Origin of the sequence: Clostridium sp. (genome assembly GCF_017888565.1) — a bacterium.
In the GTDB taxonomy this organism is placed as follows: domain Bacteria; phylum Bacillota; class Clostridia; order Clostridiales; family Clostridiaceae; genus Clostridium.
In genome coordinates this window covers 14064-40410 of the sequence record NZ_JAGHFX010000048.1, presented here as the reverse complement: position 1 = coordinate 40410, position 26347 = coordinate 14064, and the positions used below count along the sequence as shown (strand labels likewise).

Annotated in this window: 21 protein-coding genes, 1 pseudogene and 1 riboswitch; of the genes and pseudogenes, 5 read left to right on the top strand and 17 right to left on the bottom strand. The window is 27.2% G+C overall.

Features of this window, described 5'->3' with window-relative positions; all coding sequences use genetic code 11:
• Positions 1–332 precede the first annotated feature (332 nt).
• The 15 genes and pseudogenes from J7M87_RS09045 to J7M87_RS08975 form a co-directional block, all read right to left on the bottom strand.
• Positions 333–530 carry a DUF4177 domain-containing protein gene (locus J7M87_RS09045; protein ID WP_291650741.1) on the bottom strand — a complete coding sequence of 66 codons (198 nt, stop codon included), beginning with the start codon at positions 528–530 and terminating at the stop codon, positions 333–335.
• A gap of 63 nt (positions 531–593) precedes the next feature.
• Entirely contained in the window at positions 594–998 is a 405-nt protein-coding gene (locus J7M87_RS09040) for an arsenate reductase ArsC (protein ID WP_291650740.1), read from the bottom strand.
• Between the two features lie 142 nt (positions 999–1140).
• Positions 1141–1467 (bottom strand): metalloregulator ArsR/SmtB family transcription factor, encoded by a 327-nt coding sequence (locus J7M87_RS09035; RefSeq protein WP_291650739.1) that lies wholly within the window; start codon positions 1465–1467, stop codon positions 1141–1143.
• Between the two features lie 241 nt (positions 1468–1708).
• The gene (locus J7M87_RS09030; RefSeq protein WP_291650738.1) at positions 1709–2956 is read right to left on the bottom strand and encodes a DNA polymerase IV; all 1248 of its coding nucleotides are present in this window, start codon (positions 2954–2956) and stop codon (positions 1709–1711) included.
• Between the two features lie 17 nt (positions 2957–2973).
• Positions 2974–3231: a hypothetical protein gene (locus J7M87_RS09025; RefSeq protein ID WP_291650737.1), complete on the bottom strand. Its 258-nt coding sequence runs from the start codon at positions 3229–3231 to the stop codon at positions 2974–2976.
• Between the two features lie 315 nt (positions 3232–3546).
• On the bottom strand, positions 3547–5094 hold the full coding sequence (locus J7M87_RS09020) for a glycosyl hydrolase family 18 protein (protein WP_291650736.1): 1548 nt from the start codon (positions 5092–5094) through the stop codon (positions 3547–3549).
• 255 nt (positions 5095–5349) lie between these two features.
• Positions 5350–7116, bottom strand: coding sequence for a methyl-accepting chemotaxis protein (locus J7M87_RS09015; RefSeq protein ID WP_291650735.1), 1767 nt, complete (start codon positions 7114–7116; stop codon positions 5350–5352).
• Positions 7117–7498: 382 nt separating this feature from the next.
• Positions 7499–7678, bottom strand: coding sequence for a hypothetical protein (locus tag J7M87_RS09010; protein ID WP_291650734.1), 180 nt, complete (start codon positions 7676–7678; stop codon positions 7499–7501).
• Positions 7679–7828: 150 nt separating this feature from the next.
• Positions 7829–8803 (bottom strand): UV DNA damage repair endonuclease UvsE, encoded by a 975-nt coding sequence (uvsE, locus tag J7M87_RS09005; protein WP_291650733.1) that lies wholly within the window; start codon positions 8801–8803, stop codon positions 7829–7831.
• A gap of 120 nt (positions 8804–8923) precedes the next feature.
• Entirely contained in the window at positions 8924–9547 is a 624-nt protein-coding gene (locus tag J7M87_RS09000; RefSeq protein WP_291650732.1) for a plasmid pRiA4b ORF-3 family protein, read from the bottom strand.
• A gap of 337 nt (positions 9548–9884) precedes the next feature.
• Positions 9885–10874, bottom strand: coding sequence for an adenosine deaminase (gene add, locus J7M87_RS08995; protein WP_291650731.1), 990 nt, complete (start codon positions 10872–10874; stop codon positions 9885–9887).
• A 373-nt stretch (positions 10875–11247) separates the two neighbouring features.
• Positions 11248–11347, bottom strand: a riboswitch (purine riboswitch).
• Between the two features lie 325 nt (positions 11348–11672).
• Positions 11673–12257: a DEAD/DEAH box helicase gene (locus J7M87_RS08990; protein WP_291650758.1), complete on the bottom strand. Its 585-nt coding sequence runs from the start codon at positions 12255–12257 to the stop codon at positions 11673–11675.
• Positions 12240–12743, bottom strand: a pseudogene (locus tag J7M87_RS08985) (DEAD/DEAH box helicase); the annotation flags it as partial. The pseudogene J7M87_RS08985 and the gene J7M87_RS08990, both read right to left, overlap by 18 nt.
• A 322-nt stretch (positions 12744–13065) precedes the next feature.
• Positions 13066–13884, bottom strand: a complete 819-nt coding sequence (locus J7M87_RS08980; protein WP_291650730.1) for an aldo/keto reductase — start codon at positions 13882–13884, stop codon at positions 13066–13068.
• A gap of 178 nt (positions 13885–14062) precedes the next feature.
• Positions 14063–14230 carry a hypothetical protein gene (locus tag J7M87_RS08975; RefSeq protein ID WP_291650729.1) on the bottom strand — a complete coding sequence of 56 codons (168 nt, stop codon included), beginning with the start codon at positions 14228–14230 and terminating at the stop codon, positions 14063–14065.
• Positions 14231–14581: 351 nt separating this feature from the next.
• Here J7M87_RS08975 and J7M87_RS08970 point away from each other — a divergent pair, with 351 nt between their 5' ends.
• Complete coding sequence (locus J7M87_RS08970; RefSeq protein WP_291650728.1) at positions 14582–15070, top strand: MarR family transcriptional regulator; 489 nt, start codon at positions 14582–14584, stop codon at positions 15068–15070.
• A gap of 1 nt (position 15071) precedes the next feature.
• Positions 15072–15662, top strand: a complete 591-nt coding sequence (locus J7M87_RS08965) for a class I SAM-dependent methyltransferase (RefSeq protein WP_291650727.1) — start codon at positions 15072–15074, stop codon at positions 15660–15662.
• A 203-nt stretch (positions 15663–15865) separates the two neighbouring features.
• Here the strand turns inward: J7M87_RS08965 and J7M87_RS08960 are convergent, their stop codons facing one another.
• Together J7M87_RS08960 and J7M87_RS08955 are read right to left on the bottom strand one after the other, a co-directional pair.
• Entirely contained in the window at positions 15866–22405 is a 6540-nt protein-coding gene (locus J7M87_RS08960; RefSeq protein WP_291650726.1) for a glycoside hydrolase family 2 TIM barrel-domain containing protein, read from the bottom strand.
• Positions 22406–22722: 317 nt separating this feature from the next.
• Positions 22723–23694: a DUF2087 domain-containing protein gene (locus tag J7M87_RS08955; RefSeq protein ID WP_291650725.1), complete on the bottom strand. Its 972-nt coding sequence runs from the start codon at positions 23692–23694 to the stop codon at positions 22723–22725.
• Positions 23695–23909: 215 nt separating this feature from the next.
• Between J7M87_RS08955 and J7M87_RS08950 the strand changes: the two genes are divergently transcribed.
• The 3 genes from J7M87_RS08950 to J7M87_RS08940 all read left to right on the top strand — a co-directional run bounded on the left by J7M87_RS08950 (position 23910) and on the right by J7M87_RS08940 (position 26306).
• Positions 23910–24761, top strand: coding sequence for a Cof-type HAD-IIB family hydrolase (locus J7M87_RS08950; RefSeq protein WP_291650724.1), 852 nt, complete (start codon positions 23910–23912; stop codon positions 24759–24761).
• 118 nt (positions 24762–24879) lie between these two features.
• A complete protein-coding gene (locus tag J7M87_RS08945; RefSeq protein ID WP_291650723.1) occupies positions 24880–25365 on the top strand; it encodes a C-GCAxxG-C-C family protein in 486 nt (161 codons plus the stop codon).
• A gap of 11 nt (positions 25366–25376) precedes the next feature.
• Complete coding sequence (locus J7M87_RS08940; RefSeq protein ID WP_291650722.1) at positions 25377–26306, top strand: TDT family transporter; 930 nt, start codon at positions 25377–25379, stop codon at positions 26304–26306.
• Positions 26307–26347 lie beyond the last annotated feature (41 nt).

Genomic DNA, 26347 nt, shown 5'->3' with positions numbered 1-26347 from the left:
CATAATATCTTAACTAAAAAATTAAGTCAAGCTCAATAATTTATTAAGTATCTGTATTAATGATTAAATACTATCGAATAATTAGTATATTACTTTTATTGATTATAATATATAGAGGAATAGAGTAAAGATAATACTTTACTCTATTCCTCTATATATTATATAATAAATTTGGCTAGTATATAAAATTTAATTTATGTGTTTTAGCAGACCATTAATTAATTCTATACTGGCTATTTTTATATTTAAAACCATACACTCATCTTTATTACATAATTCTATATTTTATTAAACAAATTAATAATAATTAATAATTTTTTATCTTCTTATAATTAGACAATTTCTCTTTTAAATATTACTGAACCATCATCAGGTTTTGGAATCCATCCTACGCCTTCATGTGGCTTCGTTAAAACTCCAACTAGCTCCCAGCCTAAATTTCCATAATCATTAAGTTCTTTTTGTAATTTCTCTGAATTTCCAATCCCTTTCATTGAGCCTATTTGAACAACTTTATATTCCCATTTCATAAAATATACAACCTCCTTTCTATTATTAATTCTTCAATAGTATTCTTCCCACATATTTACATCCTATATCTCATTATTTTTAATTCTATTGGCTAAACCCTTTATTTTTTCTTCTATAATTTTTGCTACTTTAATAAATTCTTCATCTGATTTACCAGTTGGATCTTCTAATCCCCAATCCTCTATATGGCTAGCTGATATAGTAGGACATACAACGTTGCACCCCATCTTTATTGCAATATCTATATCTGGTATATCAATAAGTAATTTAGATTTTTGAGTTTCATTCATATCAACATTATATAAGTCCTTAATTATTCTTACTGCATCTTGATTAATTTTGGGTTTAGTTTCAGTTCCAGCTGAATAACTTTCAAAAACTTCACTTCCAAATAATTTTCCTAATGCTTCCGCCATTTGTGATCTACAAGAGTTATGAACACATATAAATGCTACCTTCTTTTTCATTTTTAGTTTCTCCTTCTATCTAATTATTTCTAATAGTCTATCGCCTTTTACTTCTTCTGCCTTCCATTCAATTAATGCAAAATTCCTATTTAACATTTCATCAAATCCATTTATCTATTTAATTACATACTACTATAAATTTTTAATTATTTTTACATACGCAATCATTTGGCTTACAAATACATTCTTCTGTATCAGTAATAATATTCATTAAATTTAAGATTAATCTGTTAGCATTGGTTATATGTAATTTATAATAATTCCATATTCCATCTTTTCTAGATAATACTAATCCACATTCAGTTAAAACCTTTATATGATGTGATAATGTAGGTTGAGTAAAATCAAAGCTTTCTAACAAATCGCAAGCACATTTTTCTCCACAAGATAAAATATCTAATATTTTTAGCCTATTAGGATCTCCTAATGCTTTAAATATTTTAGCATTTGTTTCATAATCATTATTCATACAGCACCACCTTACATAGATTATTGTTTATATATAACTATAGATAATTATCTATAGTTTGTCAATTTGCAAGTGTTTTATCGAGATTTAAAAAGCAATCATATAGATATATATCTATATGTTATGATTAAACACAAACTTTGCTACCATTATAAGCAAAAAATCTTAACAACTAAAAACATTGTTAAGATTTTTAATCTATCATCATAATTACCCATTGTTCATTGTCAACTATATATTGCTATAATATACTTCCCATCATAGGGTAATCATCTTCTCCATTCCCACCATTTATAGCTTTTATACCAGAATGAAGAAATGTTGATCTAATGACTGAATAATTTCCATATCGTTCTCTAATAGAATCTATTGTTTTATCTAAGGCTCTTTGTTTTTCTAACTTTTTGCTATCAAATAAAGAACTTTGGAAAAACTCATTATTGCAAAGGTTTGAAACTCTTACTCCTAGTTGCCTTATTGGTTCTCCTTTCCATGCTTCATTAAATGCTTTTACCATTTCTTTATATATTTCTTCAGTACAATCTGTATAATTTGATAATGTCCTTTGATGAATATATCTTTCAAAGTTAAAACCTTTTATAGATATTGAAATTACCCTGCATAAGCTATTATTATTCCTTAATCTTACACAAACTGATTCAGTAAGTGATAATATTATTTTCAAAGCTTCATCTTTAGAAGTTAAATCCCAAGCTATGGTAGTAGAATTGCCTATTCCTTTAACATTTACATAGTTATATTTTCTAACTGATGATTCTTCTATTCCATTTGCATAATTATGAATAACCTTCCCGTGGCTTTTAAAAATGCCTTCAAGAATACCTATATCAAAATTTGCAAGTTCGCCTATAGTATTAATATTTAGTTTATCTAATTTGTTTTTTGTAGATCTTCCAACCATAAATAGATTATCTACAGTTAAAGGCCACATTTTATTTTGAATTTCTTCTTTAAATAATGTATGAATAGCATTTTTAGGTTCAAGATCACTAGCCATTTTTGCAAGTAATTTATTAGTACTTATGCCTACATTAACATTAAATCCAAGTTCACTTCTTATTCTATTTTGTATTTCAATTGATTTTTCCATATAATTCTCTTTAAAATGGCTCATATCCATAAATACTTCATCTACAGAGTATCTTTGAATCTTAGGTGAATATTCATAAAGCAAATTATACATAGCATTACTACAATCCATAAATAATCTATAATTAGGTTTAAATATTTTTAAATCCGGACATTTCTTCAATGCATCTACAACTGGTTCACCTGTTTTAATATTATATTTTTTTGCTGGAATAGACTTAGCTAATACAATTCCATGTCTTTCATCAGTATTTCCACCTACTATTGAAGGAATTTCTCTAATATCTTCTGTAGTTTCTCCTAGTTGTAACATTTTTACTGCTGTCCAAGAAAGATAAGCTGAATTAACATCTATATGAAAAATAATTCTTTCCTCCACAAAAGTACACTACCTTTCTAATACTTAAATAAAATCCATTTATACTTTGTTACATCATATTTAATTTCAAATATCTTTTCTATACCATCTATACAGCTACTACACACAAACTTTTCCATTACATTTCCTGCTAACTTCTCTTTATCTCTTTTTAAAATCTTATCTATCTTAATTACCTTACTTTCTTCTTCATCTATTTTGAATTTAATTGGATTAATAGATCCATCCTTGTTAAACCAGGCTATCATTTGTATTGGTTTAGCTATAACCTTCAAGTATATCCCTCCTCTGGAAATTCTTAAATTAATTATATCGAACATACGTTCTTTTGTAAAGATAAATATATTATGTCTTTTTGTTGTGCAAAAATACTTATAAATATGCTAAAATAAGAACTTTGCTTATTAAGCATACTTCTTATTAAAATTTTTTAGAATATAAAAATATATAATATATATCTATTTATATTGTAATCATATTAATTAAATTAATGTAAAAACTTACATAATAAAAAAGTAGCTAACTATAATATTATAATTAGCTACTTTATATAGAATTCTATTTATATATTTTTTATTATTTTTACAGCTTTACAATTGTTTCCATAAAGTAGGAACTGTTCCTGGTATCCATCCCATATGTGATGTATGAGCATATATACATTCATAAGTTTTACCTTGATAAGTTACCTTGTCTCCTAATTTATAGCTAATTCCTGATTGCCATTCTTGTACTGATGGCACTTCAACTTCTTTAACTTCTACTACACAATTTGCTGAAGTTAAAGCTACACCAGATGCATCTTTAACTATTACTGAGTAAGTATAGCTCCCATAAGCCTTATTCGTAAAATCCTTTTTAATTGTTTGAGCAGATGTTAATCCTGATGTTAATGTACCTGTTGCTATAGCTTTTCCATTTTCAAACAGCTCATATGATGTTGCAGTATTATAAGCTGGTACATCAATAGTTAATGAGTAACCTTTATTAGAAACCGTTGAAGCTTTAACTGATGCTGCTTTTAGTGATGGTTTTTCCGGAACTACTTCAGATAATGAATCAAAAAATGGTCTATAGCTCTTAACAAATTCTTTATTGTTTACGTTATCCCAATTTATTGACCAAGCCATTATACCTCTTAAATTAGGATATTTTTCCCCAATCATTTTATAAGAGCCGCCATAGGATTGTCCTTTTATTAAATAATTTAAAGCTTTAAGCATTTCTGTTGGTGGAATATAACCTGAATTTGGATTTAATGTTCCTTTTTGTGAAGCTGGAACACCAATTACTACTTGCTCTTGTTTTAATGGAGCAAAGAAGCTATTTTTTGATGCTCTTGTTTGGAATCCTTGTAATAACATCTCTACCATAGCAACTTGAAAATCCGCTGTTCCTTGATTATAGGTAACTCCATCAAGAGCCATATTTCCCCCACAGTTATAATGTTGAACTTGTAAATAATCAAGTTCATTTCTTACTGCATCTATAAGCGGAAGATATGCTCCCCAGTTAGTTGCATAACCAGTATTACCACCTTGAACATATGATAATTCTGGGGCCATACTTATAATGAAATTGTCTCCGTATTTTTTAACTAAATCTTTAATAATCTTAATGAAATTAACTATTTGAGGTGTAGTAGGATTTTTAAGATCTGTATCCCCAGGTTGAAGTATCATTCCACTTCCACCTTCAAGATCAATATCTATTCCATCAAATCCATACTTGTCTATTAAACCTGTAAGTGATGTCATAAACTTTTCTCTTGCTGCATCTGTTGGAACTTGAATTGTACCTTCTGCACCACCTAAAGATAAGACTACCTTCTTACCTTTGCTTTGTACATAATCGATATCAGCTATGAATTCCTTTTCATCATAAACTGGATGTAGCTCTACTACTGCTCTATCTGTATAAGTTTCGCCAAATGAAACATTTATTACATCCCACGCTGGATCTACATCTCTTATTTTAACAATTCCAGCTCCATTATCAAAGTTATGCCAATATCCAACAAGTAATCTTCCATTACCAGCTATGTTGGTGTCAGCTTTAAATTTTGAACTTGGCGTAATAGTCATTATTATTAGTGTAGCAATAAACAGTGATAAGATTTTTTTGAAATTTTTATACATATTATCCCTTCCCCTTATATATACCATTTAAAATTATTTATCTTCTGTCTATCACGATGTAATATTTATCTTTTAGATATGGCCTATAAGATTTTATATAATATCACCTCCAAAATAAATAAAACTACTAAGCTCCCATACTTATATTTTACATTATTCCTATATTATGTAAATAGAGTGCGCAATATATTTTTTATATATTTTATAAAAATAATGAACTAGCCTACTTATTTTTAAGCTAGTTCATTTTATTATTTATATATTAAACTTTTGAACCATTTCATTTAATTTTTGAGCAAGTTCAGCTTGATTCTGAGCTGTTTGTGCAACTTGTTCAATTGCCTTTGTTGTTTCTCTCATACTTGCTCTAATATCTTCTGCTTTTTCGCTAGATTCTTGTGAAGATACAGCCATATTTTGTACAGCTTCGCTAACTTGTCCAACTGTCGCTGTTATTTCTTCAGACATAGCAGCAATTTCATCAGACATCTGGCTTACAAATTCTGAATCATCATGATACCTATTACCAGTCTCACCATAAGCATCTAATTGTAAATTTACATTAGTATTAACAAACTCTAATATATCATTCCCTGATTCAATACTACTTTTAAATGCATACTGTACTTTTAAAATTGTTTCTTGAATACTATTTACAGCCTCAGCTGACTGTTCTGCTAGTTTTCTTACTTCATCTGCAACAACTGAAAAACCTTTTCCTTGCTCTCCTGCCCTTGCTGCTTCAATAGCCGCATTTAATGCAAGTAAATTAGTTTGTTCAGCTATACCTCCTATGGTATCTGCCATAACTTTTATACTTTCTACAACCTTACCATCTTCGATTGCCTTTTCCATTTTTTCTTTCTTTTGAATATATACTTGTCTTGTTTCATCTATAGCTTTTTTACTATTATCTTTTACTTCTATAGCTCTTTTCTTTGCAGCATTTGATATATTACTTCCGTCCATAGATTTAGCAGATAATATATTTATACTTGCATCAACTTCTTCAATTGATGCACTTATTTCTTCTGTTACAGCTCCAGATTCCTGTATTCCTGAAGCAATAGTATCAACAGCTTCATCAATTATAACAACTTTTGAAAATAATTCTTCTACTGTTGCTGAAAGTTCTTCAGAGGAAGCTCCTATATCTTCAGAATCTTCAATTATTAATTTTACTAAATCTCTTACATTTTCCTGTGCTTTATTTAAAGCTTTAGCAGTTTCTCCAAATTCATCTTTACTCTTAATATTAATTGAATTACTAAAATCATAAGAAGATAATCTAAGTGCAAAATCTTTTATTCTTATAAGTGGATTTGTTATTTGCTTACTTAAAGTAAAAGCTAAGATTATTGATATTATTAATGATCCTATAAGTAAAAATATATTAATAACTATACCATTTATTAAATCTTGCTTTACTATCGCCTCTCTAGCATTTATTACCTTTTTCATATCATCTATGTAATTTCCAGTTCCTATTACCCAGTTAAATGGTTTATAAAGCTTACTATAGCTTCTTTTAGGAGATGATTCTATTTCTCCAACTTTAGGGAACCAATATTCAGTATATCCACCTTCATCTTTTTTCCCATTTTCAATTATATTTTTTATCATATAATTGCCTTTAGCATCTTTATCATTAAGTCTATTCTTTCCTTCAGTATCATTTCCTAAATACACAACATTTACTCCTTCAACAGTATCTGCCCAGAAGTATCCATCTTTCCCAAACTTCAAATTTCTTAATAAATCTGCACTTTGTTTTTTAGCTTCTTCAATTGTAAGTTCTCCTGTTTTACTTTTTTCATTAATTACATCTATCATGGAAATAGCAATTTCCACTTGTTCCTTAATTTTTGAATCATAATCATAATTTAAATTTTTAATTTGATCATCTAATAATTTTTTATTAGTTTGAATGCTTTTAAAAGTCATAGTAGCAGTTATAATAATAGCCGTTACTAGAGATATAAACATTGTAACAATAATCAATTTGTACTTAACCTTTTTCATAGATAGTCCTCCTTATTATAAATCTTTAGTATATAATTTCATTTAAAATAACATTTAATATTTATCTGCATTAATCTAAATAACACTTTAAATAAAATCAAAGAAAAAATATAATTATTCTAGAAATGTATATATCTTAATACTATTATTCAATACGTTTCAGATACTTTTGATTTTCTCTTATATAAATATTCGTATGATAAAAAAGAAACTGTACAAAAAAAATACATTCTACTTGTATCTTTTTGTTAATATTGCAAAACTTAAATTTATAATTCCGCATTAGTCAAAAAATCACTGTATTTTTGTATGTAAATATTAAAATAACTATGTAAAAATAATTACTTCATTATTTTTACATAGTTATTTTGATTATAGAAATTTATTTAACTTTTCTTCTTAAAAACTGTATTCCCGAAATAAAACCATAAATGATAAATATAGCTGCTATACATCTTGAATAAAAACTAAAGTTATCATTAGCACTTGAAACTAAAGAAGAAATACTTATTCCTGTTAAGAAAGTAAAAATAGATATGAACATTAGTTTTTTATCTTCCATATCCTGTTGCATAACTCTGCAAATAAAATATATTAATAATATTGTAAAAAATATTAAAGATATTAAAACACTACCCCTTCTATCTATTAAATGTTTTATTTTTAATATAAATTTTTTTATTGAAACTTTATATAATAATAAAAATATAAACTATATATTTAAAGTAGTTTCATCAATCCATTTATATTCAGGTTTAATTTCTCTTATATCGGCGACTAGCTTAAATAAAGCAACATCCTTTTCTTTACATTCTAACATTATGTCTATATCTCTATTAAATAGTTTTAATGTTTCTAAAAAACTTATAAAGCCATTTGGATTTATAAAATCTGAATGTTTCTTATCAACTTTATCATATAAGGTTGTATCTCTAGGAGATGAAAAATGCATCTTAGGTGGTAAGCTTTCATTACTCCAAGTATTTATTATATCACCTAAAATATTCACTATATCATTCCCTTCATTATTACAATTATGGTGATGAATATCTAAAACCATAGGTATGTTTAATATTTTACATAAGTTTAAAGTTTCTTTAGCTGTATATGTTTTATCATCATTTTCTATAATTAATTTAGTTCTTAGATCTTTAGGAAATTCATTAAAGTTTTTAATAAATCTCCCCATTGCAACTTCTTTTCCACCAGTTGCCCCACCTACATGAATTACCATCTTTCCTTCTTTATATTTCATATCCTCAAACCATTCTACTTGCCTCATTAAATTTATTAATGTATTTTCAACAACTTTAGGATTGTTACTATTTATAACATTAAATTCATCGGGGTGAGTATCAACTCTCATATTAGAATCTCTTATAAGCTTTCCCACATATTCAAAATCCTTTTTTAGTATTTCTCGATGTCCCCAGTAACCAACCTCAGGATGAGTTACCAAAGGTATTAAAGCTGATGTTATTCTATAAAAATGTATATTATTTTTTATATTATATTTTAATAATTCTTGCAATGCATTTAAATTTGATGAAGCCACAGTTTTTAGTTTTTCTAATCTTTTTTTATCTGATATAATTTTATTATAATTTGCAAAAGTAACGGTACTAGAGCTTGTTATCTTTTTTCCTAATACATTTGAAATAGCAACATATCCAAGTCTTACTATCATAAATATTCTCCTATCTAAGAATTATTTATAAATAGTATTCCCAAATAAGAAAAGTTTACATGTATGATTTTACTTATTAAGGTTAATTTAAATTTTTATTAACATTAAACTTAGCTTCCTTTAAATGTTATTCATTTCTCTCATAAGCATATTAGCATTCTCAATATCAAAATTTTTTTTATAATTTTGTGCACTTGCCCATACGGCTAAATTTTCATAGTCAGGATGGTTTTTATCATTAATTACTTTTAAAAACTCCATATATTCCTCTATTCCCCCAATATCTTCTGGCGGGCAATTTTCTTCTGCTTCAATACATTTAGGATACTCATAAATATAGTCTTCAATTATTTCTTCTACAATTACATAATGCTTCCAGTAGTCACCAAAGTCATATATGTATTCAATTTTATTAAATTTGTTTAAATAGTAATCTATACTAACTTCATTACTAAGCCTAGGTGTAATTATAATCATATTCCTTATAAATCCATGAGGATCGTTTTTCTCATTTAATTTTAATTTAGAATAAAAATCATATTCGGAAATAGCTTCCTTATCACAAGTGATTCTTAGATTTTCTTCCTTAATATTAAAGTCATATAAATAACTGTTATTCCACCCCATTGAAATTTGAATTATATTGTGTAATTTTTCAAAGTTAATATCAGAGGGAACGATAACCCTTCTATATATTAATGGCTTGCTATCTTTTAGTTCTATTTTTATCTTATATGCTCTCATAATTTATATCCTTTTCTTATATTTTAAAAAACATATATATGTTTATAACATTTATACTTCTAATATTTATTATATTAATATTTTAATTATTTCATAGTTGTTTATATTTCCAATTACATAAATAAAAACATAATCACTATAATATTATGACTTTTAAAGTGACTAACTATAATATAAAGAAAACTATAAAATTGTAGTATAATAACTTAATTTTATAGCTTTTAATATGTTAATGTCTAATATTATAGTGAAAATAATTCTATTTGAAATTTTATAGTTAATTTCCTAATTAAAATTTAAATTATCTAAGCAACACTAAATATTTCTCATTAAGAATTTATATTGACAATAACATTGATTTTGTTTCATCATCACAAAATGCTGCATTTACACTATTTATATAAATTTCTTTATATTCCTCTATATTGACTTTAAATATTTCAACTAATTTACTTGTTTCTTCATTTAAATTTATATTGGAAACTGTTCTATTATCTGTACTAAGATTAATTTTAATACTATCTTTATGATATTTATATATAGGATGATCTTCATATGAATTTACAGCTTTTGTATCCACATTACTTTTAGGACACATTTCTAAAGTTATCCCATTGTCTTTTACTAATTTATAAGCCTCTTCATCATTGTATATATAGACTCCATGCCCTATTCTTTCAGCCCCTAAAAGGTTTATGGAATCCCTTACATTCTTACCAAAGCCAGTTTCTCCGGCATGTATTGTAATTCTGAATCCCTTTTCCTTAGCAACTTTCATTGCTTCTATATATTCATAAGCAAAATCTTCTTTTTCTGATGCTGCTAAATCAATTGCTACAACACCTTTTCCAAGATACTTTTCGCCAGCATTTATTGATTCATATACATGTTCTAAATCTAATCCTCTAATACAAGAAATTATAACATTTCCAATTATATCATATTTATTTTCCGCGTCTCTTATTCCATCTATAACACTTTCAATAATTTCTTCTAAAGCTAGTCCTTTTTTAATATGAAATATTGGTGCAAATCTAACTTCAATGTATTTAACATTATCTTTTGCAGCATCTTCTAATAGTTCATAAGCTGCTCTTCTTAAGTTTTCTTTTGTTTGCAAAACTTCATTTGGCAAATCAAATCTCTTCAAATATTCATCTAAAGAGTCACAGTTCTCTTCAACAGTTAATAAACTTTTAACGTAATCATAATCATAACTGTCTAATTGAATATTTTCTTTTTTAGCGAGTTCTATAACTGTCTCAACTCTTAAGCTACCATCTAAATGACAGTGAAGCTCTATTTTAGGTAAGTTATTAATATCCATAAAATTAGTCCTCCTTAAAATTTTTATATATGCAAAATAAAATAATTATTAAATATTTAAATAAATTTATTCATTCTTTTGAAAATTTTAGTTTTATAATTTGAGTAAGTATTTCTATAATTTAAATACTTATTTATGCATCATAGATTCGGCTTCATAATAATCGATATATCTGAATATTTATTTATACAAATTATAAAATACTAATATTTAAAGTTCTGCCTGAATTAAATTATATTAAAGCAAGTTTATTACTAAAAACACGAAACTAATTTACGACTTAACCAAAAATCAAAAATAGCCCATATAATTTATTTTAATATTTTAAATTTTCATAATTTTTATAAAAAAATTCTTGATTACGAAGAAATCACAAATAAAATGATTTCTTCGTAATCAAGAATTATTGGTTCTTGGTAGAAACCCCTAAACCATATTATTAGGGTTATACGAAGATATTTAATATATCTTTATTTAAATTAATATTAATTTTAGCATATACATTAAAATAGTCAATATATATTTTTGATTTGTTATATCATAATATTGTCACTATTGTTCTATTAAATAGATTTCCAATTAAACATAATGCTATGTATTAAATTTCCGATTTCTATATAATATCGAATTTAATATATAGAATTAATAAGACCAATTATTCATTTAATAATTTCAATTAGGAAACATAATTTGGCTAAGATAAATAGAATATGAGTAATAAGCATATAGCGGTCCCAGTACTTCTTTGCATATCTATTTATCGTAGCCTTTATATTCTCAATTTATCTTAAAAATTCATTATTCTACGGTACCTCTATAAAGTATTCTTTCTGAAATACTTATTTTAAAGCTCTTTTCATGCATTTTAATGACATCTTCTTCTTTATCATTAACTAAAGAAATTACTTCACCGCTTTCTCCAGCTCTTCCAACTCTCCCTGCTCTATGTAAATAGTCCTTAGAATCTTCAGGAATATCAAAATTAATAACGTGAGTTACGCCTTTTATATCTAAGCCTCTAGCAGCTATGTCAGATGCAATTAAGACATTAATTTTGCCTTTTCTGAAATTTTCTAAAGCTCTTTTTCTATCTTCCATCTTTACATTTCCAGCAATAGAGCCTACTTTAACGTTATTAAATAATAAATATTCAACAGCTGTATTAGTAGTATAACTATCATTATTAAATACTAAAACCTTTGGAGATTTTAATGCATTTAAAAGTTTTCTTAATGTTTCAACTTTCTTTCTACTATCAGTTTTTATGTAATTGTGATTTATATTTTCATTAACTTTGTTATTTTTAACTGAAATTACTTTTATGTCTTCTGCTAAAGTTTTAGCTATATCTAAAGTTTTATTATTTAATGTAGCTGAAAACATCATAACTTGAGTGTACTTTGGTGTAACTTTTATTATCTCTTTTACAGTAGGAAGATTATTTTTATCTAAAAGCTTATCTACTTCATCAATTACAATAGTTTTTATTGTATGAGCAGATACCTTCTTTTTTCTTATTAACTCTAGAATTCTTCCAGCAGATCCTACTAATATATGAGGCTTTGCTTTTAAATTATCTATTTGTCTTTTAATATTTGCACTTCCAATTAAAGGTGTAGAAGTAATTTCTAAACCTGATGCTTTTTTTAACTCATTTATCGTATTATTTATTTGAATAGCAAGTTCATGAGTTGGTGCTAATATTATACATTGCATTTCTTTTTTATTTATATCAATATTTTCTATTATAGGCAAAAGTTATGCTAGCGTTTTTCCTGTACCTGTTTCTGATTGCCCAATTAAATTTATTTTTTCTAAAGCTAATGGAATAATTTTTTCTTGTATTTCAGTAGGCTCCTTTATTCCCATAGCATTTAATCCACTAATTATTTTTTCATTTACTTTTAGATTTTCAAAACTCTTTTCCATAACTAGTACCTCTTTCATTAAATTATATGCTTCTTAACTTTATCAGTAGTTTAGAAGATTGTCAAAATATATTACTATTTATTACTTTTATTTTTAATTAATTTTCAATAATTATATTATTATTTATTATCTTAACCAATATATTAAATTTTGTATTCTAAGATCAATATAAAAAAGAGTGTAGAATTTATATAATCCACACCTTTTTTCTTATTTACATTTCTATTTTATTAAGTATCTAAATTAAAATTTACTTTTTCTATTAAAAGTCAAAATTATCCGGATCAGCACCAGTTCTTAAATTTCTATTCATTCCATCTATTAATTTCATATCTTCATTAGTTAACTCAAAATCAAATACATCTGAGTTTTCTTTTATTCTAGCTTCATGTACTGATTTAGGGAATACCACAATTCCCTTTTGTAATAACCATCTAATAATAACTTGAGCTGCTGACTTGTTATATTTTTTGCCTATTTCTATTATTTCTTTATCATCAAGGCAAGCTCCAGAACCAAGTGGTGACCAAGCCTCAAATACTATTCCTTTTTCTCTACACATTTCTAAAATATCATAATCTTGCATTTGAGGATTAAATTCCATTTGATTTACCGCTGGAACAATTTCTGTATTATCTAATAAGTCTTGCAAATGATGAGTTTTAAAATTTGATACTCCAATAGCTTTTGCTTTACCACTTCTATAAATTTCCTCCATAATTTTATATGATGTAATATATTCATTTCTAACTGGCCAGTGTATTAAGTATAAATCCACATAATCTAATCCAAGCTTCTTTAAGCTTAATTCAAAAGCCTCCATTACTTTATGATCTCTCATATCTTGATTCCATAGCTTTGTTGTTATAAATAATTCTTCTCTTGGAATTCCACTTTCTTTTATAGCTTCTCCAACGGCTTCTTCATTCTTATATACTGCTGCAGTATCAATATGCCTATATCCAGCTTTTAATGCTGCAAGAACTGCTTCTTTAGTTTCAGGCCCACTTTGCCAAACCCCTAATCCAAATTGATAAATTTCAGTGCCAGTATTCATTTTTATCTTAGTATTTATATTCATATTTATACCTCCTAAATTTTTGTAATTAATTTTTTAATATAATTATATACCTTTTAGTTTACTTTAAGACAAATTTTCATCTAAATATTGATATTACTTTCTATAGTTTACCTTATACATATGATTTTATTTATATACAAATCTCATAAGTTTACTTTTTACTTGTATATGCAAAATATTATGGGCTATCAACCCCAGACTTCAATGCTGCATCTGTTATATTACCACTTTCTAATAAATACATATAAGCTCTTTTTAATTTACATAATACAATATGGCTTTTAAGTGGTAGTCCTACCTGTTCTTTAAATAAATGAGATAGTCTACTTTCAGATAAATGAAACAATTCTTTATTTTTCTTATAACACTAATACTTTAATTTCTCATAAAGATACATATTATTAAGGATAAATTAATAAATTTGTTAACTAATCTCTTATTTAATCATGCACTAATAAGACTAGATAATAAGCATTTTTTCATTTGTTATTATATATAGATTTATTTCCCTCTTTAAAGTATTTTATTTGAGTATGTTAATAAGAAGTGCATATTGTATATATAATATGGCAATTATGTAAAAATAATCTATTGACTATAAAAGAAATAAATAGTATTGTTAACACAATAGTTCGATATGTCGAACAGTTTATCAATTCGAATATTATGGCATTTAAATATAAAAGGAGTTCTAAATATGAATAATACTTCATCAAATTATACCGAAAAAATAATAGAACTTTATGAGTTACTTTGGGAGGACTTCCATAAAATTTCCTTTGAGCAATTTAAAAATTATAAATTTAATTCTCAACAAGTTATGGTATTACGCCAATTATATAATACTCCTTATATTACTTTAAAGGAATTATGTGAAAAATTAAATTTATCTAAAAGCACTGCATCAGGTATTGTTACTCTGCTTGAAAAGCAAGGTGTATTAGTAAGAGAAATACCAGAAGATAATCGTCGAATTGTCAAACTATCCCTTTCTGATGACTTTATAAGGGATTTTGATTTTGTATATGTAAAAAAAGGTTATCTTTTTGAGGCCATAAAAACTACTCAGGTTGAAGATATAGAAAAAATAATCTATGGATTAGAGAAATTCCATACTATATTAGATTCAAGCATTAAGTCTTTTAATACTTATGAAAATAAAAACAATTTAAATGAGGAGAATTAATATGGAAAAACATCATTGTCATTCGAGAGAAATTAATCATTTCAAAAGAAAGATAGAAAATTTAGATAATTCTAATAGAAATAAGAATTTTACTCCAGAAGAGCTATTGAAAATGATACCTATTAATAAAAGTGATATTATTTTAGACTTAGGGTCAGGTACAGGATATTTATCAATCCCAGCATCTAAAATGGTAGACAACATAGTTTATGCTTTAGATATAGATTCAAAAATGTTAGATTTTATAGAATCCAAGGCTAGAGATAAAAACATTACAAATATTAAATCAATTCAAGGAAGTATTGATAATATCCCTCTATCAGATAATTCAATTGATATTGTACTAGCTTCTTTAGTTTTACATGAAGTTAATCCTTTATCTAAAGTACTTGATCAAATAAAAAGAGTTCTTAAAGAAAATGGATATTTTTTATGCCTTGAGTTTGAAAAAAAAGATTTGAATAATGGTCATAAAATGCATCCAAGAATTCATTCATCAGAAATGGATCATGAGCTAAAAAGTGCAGGATTCAATATAGAGAAAAAATTATCTTTAGATGATTCTTTATATATCTTAATTGCTAAAAAATAATATATAGGCTGTATTATTTATATCTTACTGATTAATATGTCCTTATTGAATAATTTATTTTTATCAACATAAAAAAGAGCTTTTAAAATCTTTATTCATATTGTTAATAATTAATATATATTTTGTTTATTTATAAAGAAAAGTGTAGCTAACTCATCTATGATAAGCATGCTACACTTTATCTTTATTATATAAATACCATTTTATTTATTAATTTTTTTTCTAGTTAAAATATAGTATCCTCCACCTATTAAGAAAATACCAACTATAACTAAATAAACTACATTTTGCCCTCCTGTTTCTGGAAGAATTCCACCCTTTCCTGGTTTATTTTTATTATCTGTATCATCTGGATTATTAATATTTCCATTTTCTCCAGTTGTTCCTCCATTAGTATTACCAGATACTCCATCATCTTCTGGTTTTTCAACTAGCTTATCCATAGCTTCTCGAAGCTCATTTAAGGCTTTCTTTACTTCTTCTTCACTGACATTATCATTAGATAATATATCCTTTGCTGATAATAATTTTTCATTGAATATTTTCCAGCTTTCAGGGGTATAATTATTTTTTACCATTTTATCAGCTTTTTCTACTAAATCATTTAGCTCTGACTTATCACCCTTTAATGTTAAACCTTTAATAGCTATATTAATTTCTTTTGTAGACATATCTATTTCTTCTTTTGTAATATTTTCATTTAATAGAGCACTTTCAGCTTTAACAATAGAATTTTTCAATATTTCTACACTATTCGGAGTATAGATAGATAAATCCATATTATTAACTTTATTAATTAAATCTTCAAGAATAGATTTATCTGGTTTTAATCTTAGCTCTAAAAATGCCTTAATTAAATTCTCGTATGCTATATTAATCTCATTTTGAGTTGCACCTGCATTATTTAATACATCATTAGCTACCCCTAGCATTTCTTCAACAGAATTCCATGTTGAAACTATATACTTTTCTTTATCTAATGTATTAATGTCTTTTACAAGATTTTGAAGTTTTGTTTTATCTGGTTTTAATTCTAAAGATTCTATTGCATTTTTCAAATTGTTATGAGCTTTATCAACCTCTTCTTGCATAGCATTTCCATCACCTGATACCTTTATTGCTTCTTCTAATACTAGTTGTAATTTATTCCATGATTCAGAAGTATACTTATCTTCAACTAAAACTTTTGCAGTTTCAATTAAGAAATTGAGTTCTGTTTTATCTCCGACTTTAAATTCAAGCAAGTGAATTGCTTTACTTAATCTATTAAATGCAGAATCTACTTCTTCTTGTAATGAATTTTCATTTGTATAAATATTATTTGCCTCTTCTAATGCAGCATTAAACTCTTTAATTACAGCCTCTACAACGCCTTCTAATGCTCCACTTTCTTTAAGTGCATTTGCATAATTTATTGCTATTTCTAATGCTCTCTTATTTACAATCTCAGACTCAACTTTTTCTAATGATTTATATGAGTCTTCTAGTGATTTATATGCACTATTAACTGCTTCTTGAGTTGCATCTTTATTATCTATTACAGCTTTTGAATTATTTAATGCTTCTTTAAATTTATTCCAACTATCTTCTGTATAATTATCATTGACTTTATCCTTTAAACTTTCATATAATGCTAATAGTTGTGTCTTGTCCACTTTTATTTCTTCACTTTCAGGAACAACTAAATTATTGATATCTAGCCACATTACTACTGATTCATCATTTGGTAATATTGAATACTCAGCATTTCCTGTATTAAATGCATTCTTTTGTCCTACTATTTCTTCTTGTGTTAATGCTTTTGAGTAAACCCTTGCACTAGCAAATTCATAATTACTATTTCTTCTTGTTTGAGGATCATAACCTAACCATAATGATATACTATTTGAGGCTACTCCACCTGCACTCTTATCATTAACAGATCCTACAAGTTCTCCATCTACATACACTGATAGTTTTTCCCCATTATAAGTTCCAACAACTTGATGCCAATTACCTAACCAGTTTTCTAATAAAGCTTTATTAGCTTCTATTGAATACCACTTTCCATCTGTAGCTTTAATAAAAAAGTCAAAATATATATATCCATTATTTCCTTTTCTAGTTCTAAGTCCAAAGGAGTCATCACCTTTTCCCATAATCATATTGTAATCTTTGTCAATATTAGTTGGCTTTATCCATGACTCTATTGTAAAATTATTTTTTCCTTTAAATACCTCACTAAATATATCTTTACCATTTTCTCCTTTAGCATTTGCTAAGTCTAATGATCCTATTAACTTAATATTTGTTTCTTCATCTGTGATTAAATTAGCTGATTCTCCTATAGTTGGATTTATTCTATTAGTACTTGAATCTTCTATATAGGCTTGATCTTGATCTTTTAATCTTTCAATCTTACCTATTGATTCATTAAGCTTATCTAAACGCTCTTGCCCAACTATTAATTTTTGATCCTCTGTTAAAGCATCATACTTCTGTTTTATCCCTAAGATTTCATTCTTTTGAGAATAAGAATAAACAACTAAACTATCAATCGAATTTATTACATTATTTTCATCAAAACCTTTGATATCTCTCCAAGGCTTACTAACTTCCATAGGATCTTGTGATGCTATATTATATGGAATCATAGTATATTCATAGTTATATGACTTATCATTGTTTAATCTATATTCATTTAAGGTATCTGGTCCGCAACTTGCATTACCATTTCCAGCTGACTTATAATCAATTGTTAAATAAGTTTCTTCATTCGGAGCACCTAACTCATAAGGATGACCGGCTGTCAGCTCCTGTGGAGTAAAATGTAATGCGCTAGCTTCTAATTCATTTTTAGTAGTTACTAATAATGCGTTATTCTTATTTTCATTTTGAACTGTAATCCATTTAACTCCTGTCAAATTACCAGTATCTTGTGTCTTTATAAAAGGATAGAACATATCTGTAACAGTAGTTTTATTTATTCCTACAATTGCCCCTGTATTTCTATCTTGATATGTCTCTACTGGTCCATTACCGTACCAAGTTAAATTTTCATAACCTTCTGGTAAAGTCATTATAGAACCTATCCTTAAATATCTACCCATTCCTGTTCCTCTGGCATCTACATTAATGTTAACATTAACTTCACCGGTTCCATTAACTGTATATACCATAGTTTGCTTTGCACCTTTTGCATTGTTTAACTTTAAATCAATCTTTATTTGAGTTCTTCCATCATCTAATTTTTCTATTTCATAATTTTCAACTGCAACATTTTCTCCAGCTTCCATCCATCCCCAATCAAAGTTGTTATTATCATTATTTAATTTAGCTCTCCAAAAGTTTGGTTTTGGTCCTTCTTCAACTAATACTTCATCTTTGTAAGTATAATTTGTCATTAACCCATTTATCTTGTTTATTTGGAATGAAAAATCACTTCCTTTAATTGAGATATTATCGTTAGTTTCATTCACATTTACCTCTTTATCTGAAATTGATGGTGCTACTTTTGGAACATTTGTTGAAACTTCAAATTGTTCCCAAGCTATTTCATGATCTGCTTCTGCCCATAAAGTACTCTCTTTTAACCTTATTGAAATATTTAAATAATATTCTGCTCCAGCCTTTATACTTTGAGGCATTTCATAAGGAATTGTTACTGCTGTAGTTTCTTTAGGACCAACATTTGCATCACTAATAATTCCTTTATCAATTATATTTCCATCTTCAACTAATTGCCATACTAAATTAAATTCATTTAAGTTCTTAAAGTTATATTCATTATACACATTTATTGTTCTATTAGAAATTTCTTCTTCTGATGCTTTCATCCATAAACTTTGATATTGATATTTTACTTCATGAAGTTCTGGTTGAGCATCTCTGTCAGGTGATACTAATCCATTTTGACAGAAATCGTAATCATTTGGTTTATCTCCCCAATCTCCACCAAATCCAAAGAACTTTCCATCCATTTCTTTATTATATAAGTCTTGATGCGCATATTCTTCTGAATAATAATCCCACACACCTTCAGTATTTTCGTCCATTACTGACGAATAATCTAACCATAGTAATATGTCTTCAGAATCTGCGCTTATTACTGGATTTTTACTATATTGTGATTGTATTTGATCTACAGTTAATGCTTCTGTATATACTCTAGCCATTGATATTTCGCCATTAAATTTCCTACCTTTTACTGAATCATATCCTACTGATAACGGATCACTAGTGCTATCTATTGTTACATCATAACTAGCTTTCCCAACTTCTTTTCCATCAATAAATATTTTTAATGTAGCTCCATCATAAGTTCCAACAACTTGATGCCAATTTCCAACCCAATCTAAAGGTATATCAGCAATAGCCACTTTCCAACTTTTATTATTTACTATAAAAAATTCTAACTTTTGTCCATTTTCATTTGTTTTTAAAGCTACTTGGTTATCCCCTTTTGCTAGTAGTACACTATGGCTATCTATAGATGCTGGTTTTACTATTGTTTCAAATGTAAAAGTTACATTATCACCTGATAATTCATTATTATACAATTCATTATTTTCTGAAGGCATAACTGTGTATCCATTAAAGGATTTTCCAGTAATTGAAGCTTCATCAGCGTTAACTGCTGCTTCAGATCCATAAGCCTTACCTATACCATTACCACTCATATCAATTATATTGAATTGTTTTGGTAAGCTTACAGCACGTGATTGATCAACCCAATCCCATACAAAAGCTCCTATCATATTTGGTTCACTTCTTATTGCATCCCAATATTCCTTTAGGTTACCTACGGCATTTCCCATAGCATGTGAATATTCACAAAGTACATAAGGCATTCTAGTTTTGTTACTATCAGTTGATGCCTTTGCCCATGTAGTTCCTACTGAAGGATACATATTACTATCTGTATCAGTTCCTCCATCCCATCCTAAACCTTCACTATGCACAGGACGAGTATTATCTCTATCTTTAAAATACCATACCATTTCAGGATATAAATTATTTGCTCCATTTTTAGAATAAGACATTTCATTTCCTATAGACCACATAACTATAGCCGTTTGGTTTTTTAATGTTTGGAATGAGGTGTTTGTTCTATCCATTGTAAGAGGCTTTAAATATTCTCCGATAGCCCATTGATTATTCATAAGTGAATGACTTTCGGCATTTGTTTCCCCCATCATATATAAGCCATATTTATCAGCTAAATAGTATAAGTATTCATCATTACCATAATGTGATGTGCGTATTGCATTAATATTATTTTGTTTCATTAACTCTACGTCTTTTTCCATTGTTTCCTTAGGTACATGCTTACCATATATAGGATCGCTATCATGACGATTTGTTCCCTTCATAAGTAAATGCTGTCCATTTATTGTCATGGTTTTAAATAAATCAGTTGTTTGATTGTAGTTTGTTCTATTATTTACTTCTGCACTTGTAAATTCAATTTCTCTAAAGCCTAACTGTTGTGAAATGCTTTCAATATGATTTCCTTCATTATCATTTAATGTCATTACAATCGTATATAAATTAGGATTCTCTGCTGACCATAATTCTGGATTTTCTACAAGTGTACTTCCTTCTATTTCTACTACTTCATCACTTGTATCTACTTTCATACTAAGTTCATTCTCTGATAAAATATTATTCCCATTTTCATCAAATAACTTAACATCTACATTGTAACCATTAATTCCATTTTCATTTAATGTTTTTAGTTTCAATTTTATATCTAATTCTGCATTACTATAAGTATCATCTAGATCTGTAACAACTGAGTAATCAAATATATGAGTTTCTGGTGTTGATCTTAAATAAACATCTCTAAAGATACCTCCATCATAAATCATATCTTGATCTTCCATCCAAGTACCGTCAGAGAACTTATGAACTTTTACAGCTAATAGGTTTTCTTCACTCTCTTTATTTAGATATTCTGTTATATCAAATTCATGAGGACGATAACTATCTTCACTATATCCAACCTCTTTGCCATTTACATATACATAATAGGCAGATTCTACCCCTTGAAATGATAAATAAACTCGTCCATTTTTTTGTATCATATTATCATTTAAAGTGAAAGCTTTACGATACAATCCGACTGGATTATAATTAGTTGGAGCATTGGGAACAGATACATTTGAGTCATATTTACTTTGCCACGGCATCTGAACATTGGTGTAAATAGGAAAATCAAATCCATAACTCGTCCAACTTGCTGGTAACGTAACACTTTTCCAGTTGTCTGAAGTATCTTTTTCATAATTGGCATTCATAAATCCATTATCTAAAAACTTTTGTGCTTCTTCGTCATTCTGGACAACTGTTAAATCCCAATTATTTTCTTGTCCAGTAAGTAATTGATAATAATTTGATCTTTCTTTATCAAAGTTCAATGCACCAATACGAGCGTCCTCTATGCTTTGATATGCAACTGTTGATGTTGTTGCTTCTTCTCGGTTTATTCCAAAAATATCAACAGCACGTCTAAACTCCCCATTAACATCTGTATAGTTCTGTCCTGTATGCTCTTTATGTGTAAATTTAGGATCATCTGGTCCTAATTTCGTCGTTGCCTTCTTAATTGCATCATTATAGTATCCTAATTCATCGGTTACTTTCCAAGCATCAACTTCCCTGTCTACAACCTCGGTATTAGCATAAACCGGCTTTGCCAAAGGTACTATAGATGTAATCATAGTTGTCATAATACATAGTGATAGAATTCTTTTTACTTTCATTACTCTCCTCCTATAATATTATTACTTTTTTTTACTTTTCTTATAAAGTTTAACATATAACTTAAAACGATTACATACGATATTATTAACTAAACTATTGAAATACTTCACAAATTAATAAAGAAGTATAATTTCATTTGAAGAAAGGACGGTATTTATCGCATAAAAATAACCTTAGCTAAAGTTAATGAATAGCTAAGGTTATTTCTTCTATAATTCTTTTTATTAACCCTATGTTATATTCATATAGAACAAAATGTTATATTTTATATTTATTGCTCTTCAAATATTCTATTTACATATAATTTGAAATTAATTTACATATTATATAATTTCAAATTATCTCCTTGACTATCAATCCAAATATTTAGAAGTTCCTTTAAATCATCAAGTGCTTCTTTTTCTGTAGCGCCCTCTTTTTTCTTAAACTTTTCTACAACTTTAAATTCAAATGCCTTTTCTCCATAATTCTCCCAATCCTCTTGTAGACCTTTAATTCTTATTTTACCTAAATTTAATTTAAACTTTATTGACTCAAACGGTTTATATAAATTTTGGCATATATCTACAAAAGAGTAACCATTAATTGTATTATATATTTGGATTATTCCCATCTCAACTTCTTGTTGTTTATAATTATTTATAAGTTCTTTTCTTTTTATATTTTCCATAGTACTTTCTCCTTTTATTTTACAATACTTTTCTCCATATTTATCTCTCTTCAAGTAGCCATAATCTACTAGATATCGCCTTATTAATGCATCATCATCATAAATTTTATTAATTAATGTTTTTACTTCTCTTTCTGTATAACTCCTATTTGGCTCAAATAAATTAGCAAATCTAGGTAATAATGCTTTTCTCTTTTCTTCTTTAATAGGAAAATATCTAATTTTATGATTTACTGAATTAGCTGTACCTTCGTCCACTAATTCCATAATAGCTAAAAAGGCTCTTGCTTGCCTTGCCCTTTCTCTTAATGAAAACCTAATATTTCTTACTGTAGATTCTGAACAAGCAAGATTACTTGCTATTTCTTTATCACTAAATTTGCTAGATGCCATATCAAGTAACTCTTTTTGAATTTCAGTTAATCCCGTATCCTTCTTATCTAGCATCAATAATCTTTCTACTGGAGTTCCATGAGTTGACACATGATCATCTATAATAATACTGTTTATTCCAATACTTTTTCCGCATACTAAGCATATAAACTCACCTTTTTTCTTATCCCACAGATATCCCCTTTTAAAATCTTCTATAGTTGCATTACGAATAAGTTCTTTCATTTTTACCTCACATCTATTAAATTTATAGACATAATAACATTTATTTATATTCATGTCAAACAAACAAATTGATAAAGCTCATATGATAAAATTATTTTATTTATTATTCCTTAATTAAATATTTTTGATATAACTTACTGATTTTTAATTAATCAATTCACTTATAAGGTTAATATTAGTATAATTAAATAAAAAGAACTCTGGAGGAAATATAAATGAGTAATATAAAAGTAATTATTATGGATGTAGATGGTACATTAACTAATAGTAAAAAAGTAGTACCTGAAAAAACTAAAAATGCTTTAATTAAAGCACAAGAAAAAGGAGCTATATTAGTTTTAGCATCAGGAAGACCTACATCAGGATTAATGGATCTTGCTAAAGAATTAAAAATGAATGAAAACAATGGACTTTTAGTTGCTTTTAATGGATCTAAAGTTATAGATTGTGAAACTAATGAAGTTTTATTTAATGAAACTATGAGTATCGAAGAGGGACAAGCTGTTCTTGAGCATATGAAGAAATTTGATGTTAAACCTATGATCGATAAAGATGATTATATGTATGTTAATGATGTTTTCAACAATGAAATAAATTATAAAGGTTCCCCTTTTAACATAATTCAGTATGAAGCTCGTGGCGGTAAATTTAAACTTTGTGAAAAAGATGATTTAGCTGCTTTTGCTGATTATCCATTAAATAAAATTTTAACTGCTGGAGAACCTGAATATCTGAAATCTCATTATAAAGAAATGATGGAACCTTTCAAAGAAACTTTAAATTGCATGTTCACAGCAGACTTCTATTTTGAATTTACTGCTAAAGGAATAGATAAAGCTAAGGCATTAGATTCTGTTTTAATTCCTAGAGGATATAAAAAAGAAGAAATGATTGCCTTTGGAGATGGCCATAATGATGCTTCGATGGTTAAATATGCAGGCATAGGAGTTGCTATGGAAAATGCTGTAAATGATTTAAAAGCTATAGCTGATGAAGTAACTTTATCTAATGAAGAAGACGGTATTGCTTATACACTAAGTAAATATATTAAAGGAATATATTTTTAGAATATCCATACCCTTTAATTCTCTTTTATAAAATATTAATATAAATAAAATATAAATTTGTATTCAATTTCCTAATATTCTATAATAAAACTGACTATATGAAATGGAGGGTTTTTGTATGAATGCGAAAAAAGAGGTAAGCATAAGAAAAATATCTCAAGATGCTGAAGATTTATTTAGAGGAGGATTTTTCTGTTCTGAAGCGCTAATAAGTTCAATACGTTCTAACTTTGAATTAGATATACCTGAAGAAGTAATAGCTATGGCTTCAGGATTTCCTGTTGGAATTGGTCGGTCTAAATGTATATGTGGGGCAGTTTCTGGTGGTGTTATGGCTTTAGGGTTATTTTTTGGACGTACTAAACAAGGAGATCCTAAAGTAGAAAGGAATTTAGAATTAGCAAAGGAATTACATGACTGGTTTAAAGAAGCTAACGGTAAAAATGCTCTTTGCTGTCGTATATTAACTAAAGAGTTTGATATGTCATCTGGTGCTCATAAAGAGCAATGTATACATTTTACAGGAATGGTTGCTGGAAAAGTTGCTGAGATAATAGTAAGAGAATTAAATCTTGTTAATACAGACACTTTAATCACGGTATAGGAGTGTAAGATATGATAAAGAAAATACCACTTCCCATTTCTGGAGTAATGCTCGGTTTTGCAGCTTTAGGTAATTTAATTCAAAGCTATTCTGAATCTGTACGCTTAATATGTGGAATTATATCCTTAATTTTAGGATTACTATTAGTATGTAAAATTGTACTATATCCGTCTATGATAAAAGAAGATATGAAAAATCCAATTATGGCTGGTGTATCTGCGACATTTCCAATGGCTATAATGCTTTTATCTACTTATATAAAACCTTTTATAGGGGAAAAAGCTATTTCTATTTGGTATTTAGGACTACTTCTTCACTTAACTTTAATTGTGTACTTCTCGATAAATTTTATACTAAAGTTTAATATAAAAAAAGTTTTTACTACATATTTTATAGTTTATGTTGGACTAGCTGTAGCAAGTGTTTCTGCACCAGCCTTTGAAAAAACAAATATAGGTGCATTAGCATTTTGGTTTGCATTTACATTATGTATGATATTACTTGTAGTTGTAACATATAGATATACAAAATATAAAGAAATACCTGATCAAGCTAAGCCATTATTTTGCATATACTCAGCTCCTGTAAACCTTTGTCTTGCTGGATATATTCAATCAATACAAACAAAATCATTATTGATAATAACTTTCTTAATTATTTTATCATTTATAACATATATTATAGTTTTATTTAAATTACCAAAGTATTTAAAAATGCCATTTTTTCCAAGTTACTCAGCATTTACATTTCCATTTGTTATAAGTGGAATTGCAACAAAAATGACTATAGCTTATTTAGCTAAAGTAGGATACACTATGGAGTTCTTAAAATATATTGTGTTATTACAAACAATTATTGCTACATTATTAGTATTTTATACTTTAGTTAGATTTATACTCTTCTTAATTCCAGAGCAAAAAGATTATTCAATCACTCAATAACTTTTCTCATTAATTCACTTTTATAGATAGAAAATTTAATT

Excerpts from the sequence above, each read along its gene's own strand:
- J7M87_RS09045 (WP_291650741.1), bottom strand. The coding sequence starts at position 530 with ATGAAATGGGAATATAAAGTTGTTCAAATAGGCTCAATGAAAGGGATT.
- J7M87_RS09040 (WP_291650740.1), bottom strand. The coding sequence starts at position 998 with ATGAAAAAGAAGGTAGCATTTATATGTGTTCATAACTCTTGTAGATCA.
- J7M87_RS09035 (WP_291650739.1), bottom strand. The coding sequence starts at position 1,467 with ATGAATAATGATTATGAAACAAATGCTAAAATATTTAAAGCATTAGGA.
- J7M87_RS09020 (WP_291650736.1), bottom strand. The coding sequence starts at position 5,094 with ATGTATAAAAATTTCAAAAAAATCTTATCACTGTTTATTGCTACACTA.
- J7M87_RS09015 (WP_291650735.1), bottom strand. The coding sequence starts at position 7,116 with ATGAAAAAGGTTAAGTACAAATTGATTATTGTTACAATGTTTATATCT.
- J7M87_RS09010 (WP_291650734.1), bottom strand. The coding sequence starts at position 7,678 with ATGGAAGATAAAAAACTAATGTTCATATCTATTTTTACTTTCTTAACA.
- uvsE (WP_291650733.1), bottom strand. The coding sequence starts at position 8,803 with ATGATAGTAAGACTTGGATATGTTGCTATTTCAAATGTATTAGGAAAA.
- J7M87_RS09000 (WP_291650732.1), bottom strand. The coding sequence starts at position 9,547 with ATGAGAGCATATAAGATAAAAATAGAACTAAAAGATAGCAAGCCATTA.
- add (WP_291650731.1), bottom strand. The coding sequence starts at position 10,874 with ATGGATATTAATAACTTACCTAAAATAGAGCTTCACTGTCATTTAGAT.
- J7M87_RS08990 (WP_291650758.1), bottom strand. The coding sequence starts at position 12,257 with ATGTTTTCAGCTACATTAAATAATAAAACTTTAGATATAGCTAAAACT.
- J7M87_RS08980 (WP_291650730.1), bottom strand. The coding sequence starts at position 13,884 with ATGAATATAAATACTAAGATAAAAATGAATACTGGCACTGAAATTTAT.
- J7M87_RS08970 (WP_291650728.1), top strand. The coding sequence starts at position 14,582 with ATGAATAATACTTCATCAAATTATACCGAAAAAATAATAGAACTTTAT.
- J7M87_RS08965 (WP_291650727.1), top strand. The coding sequence starts at position 15,072 with ATGGAAAAACATCATTGTCATTCGAGAGAAATTAATCATTTCAAAAGA.
- J7M87_RS08960 (WP_291650726.1), bottom strand. The coding sequence starts at position 22,405 with ATGAAAGTAAAAAGAATTCTATCACTATGTATTATGACAACTATGATT.
- J7M87_RS08955 (WP_291650725.1), bottom strand. The coding sequence starts at position 23,694 with ATGAAAGAACTTATTCGTAATGCAACTATAGAAGATTTTAAAAGGGGA.
- J7M87_RS08950 (WP_291650724.1), top strand. The coding sequence starts at position 23,910 with ATGAGTAATATAAAAGTAATTATTATGGATGTAGATGGTACATTAACT.
- J7M87_RS08945 (WP_291650723.1), top strand. The coding sequence starts at position 24,880 with ATGAATGCGAAAAAAGAGGTAAGCATAAGAAAAATATCTCAAGATGCT.
- J7M87_RS08940 (WP_291650722.1), top strand. The coding sequence starts at position 25,377 with ATGATAAAGAAAATACCACTTCCCATTTCTGGAGTAATGCTCGGTTTT.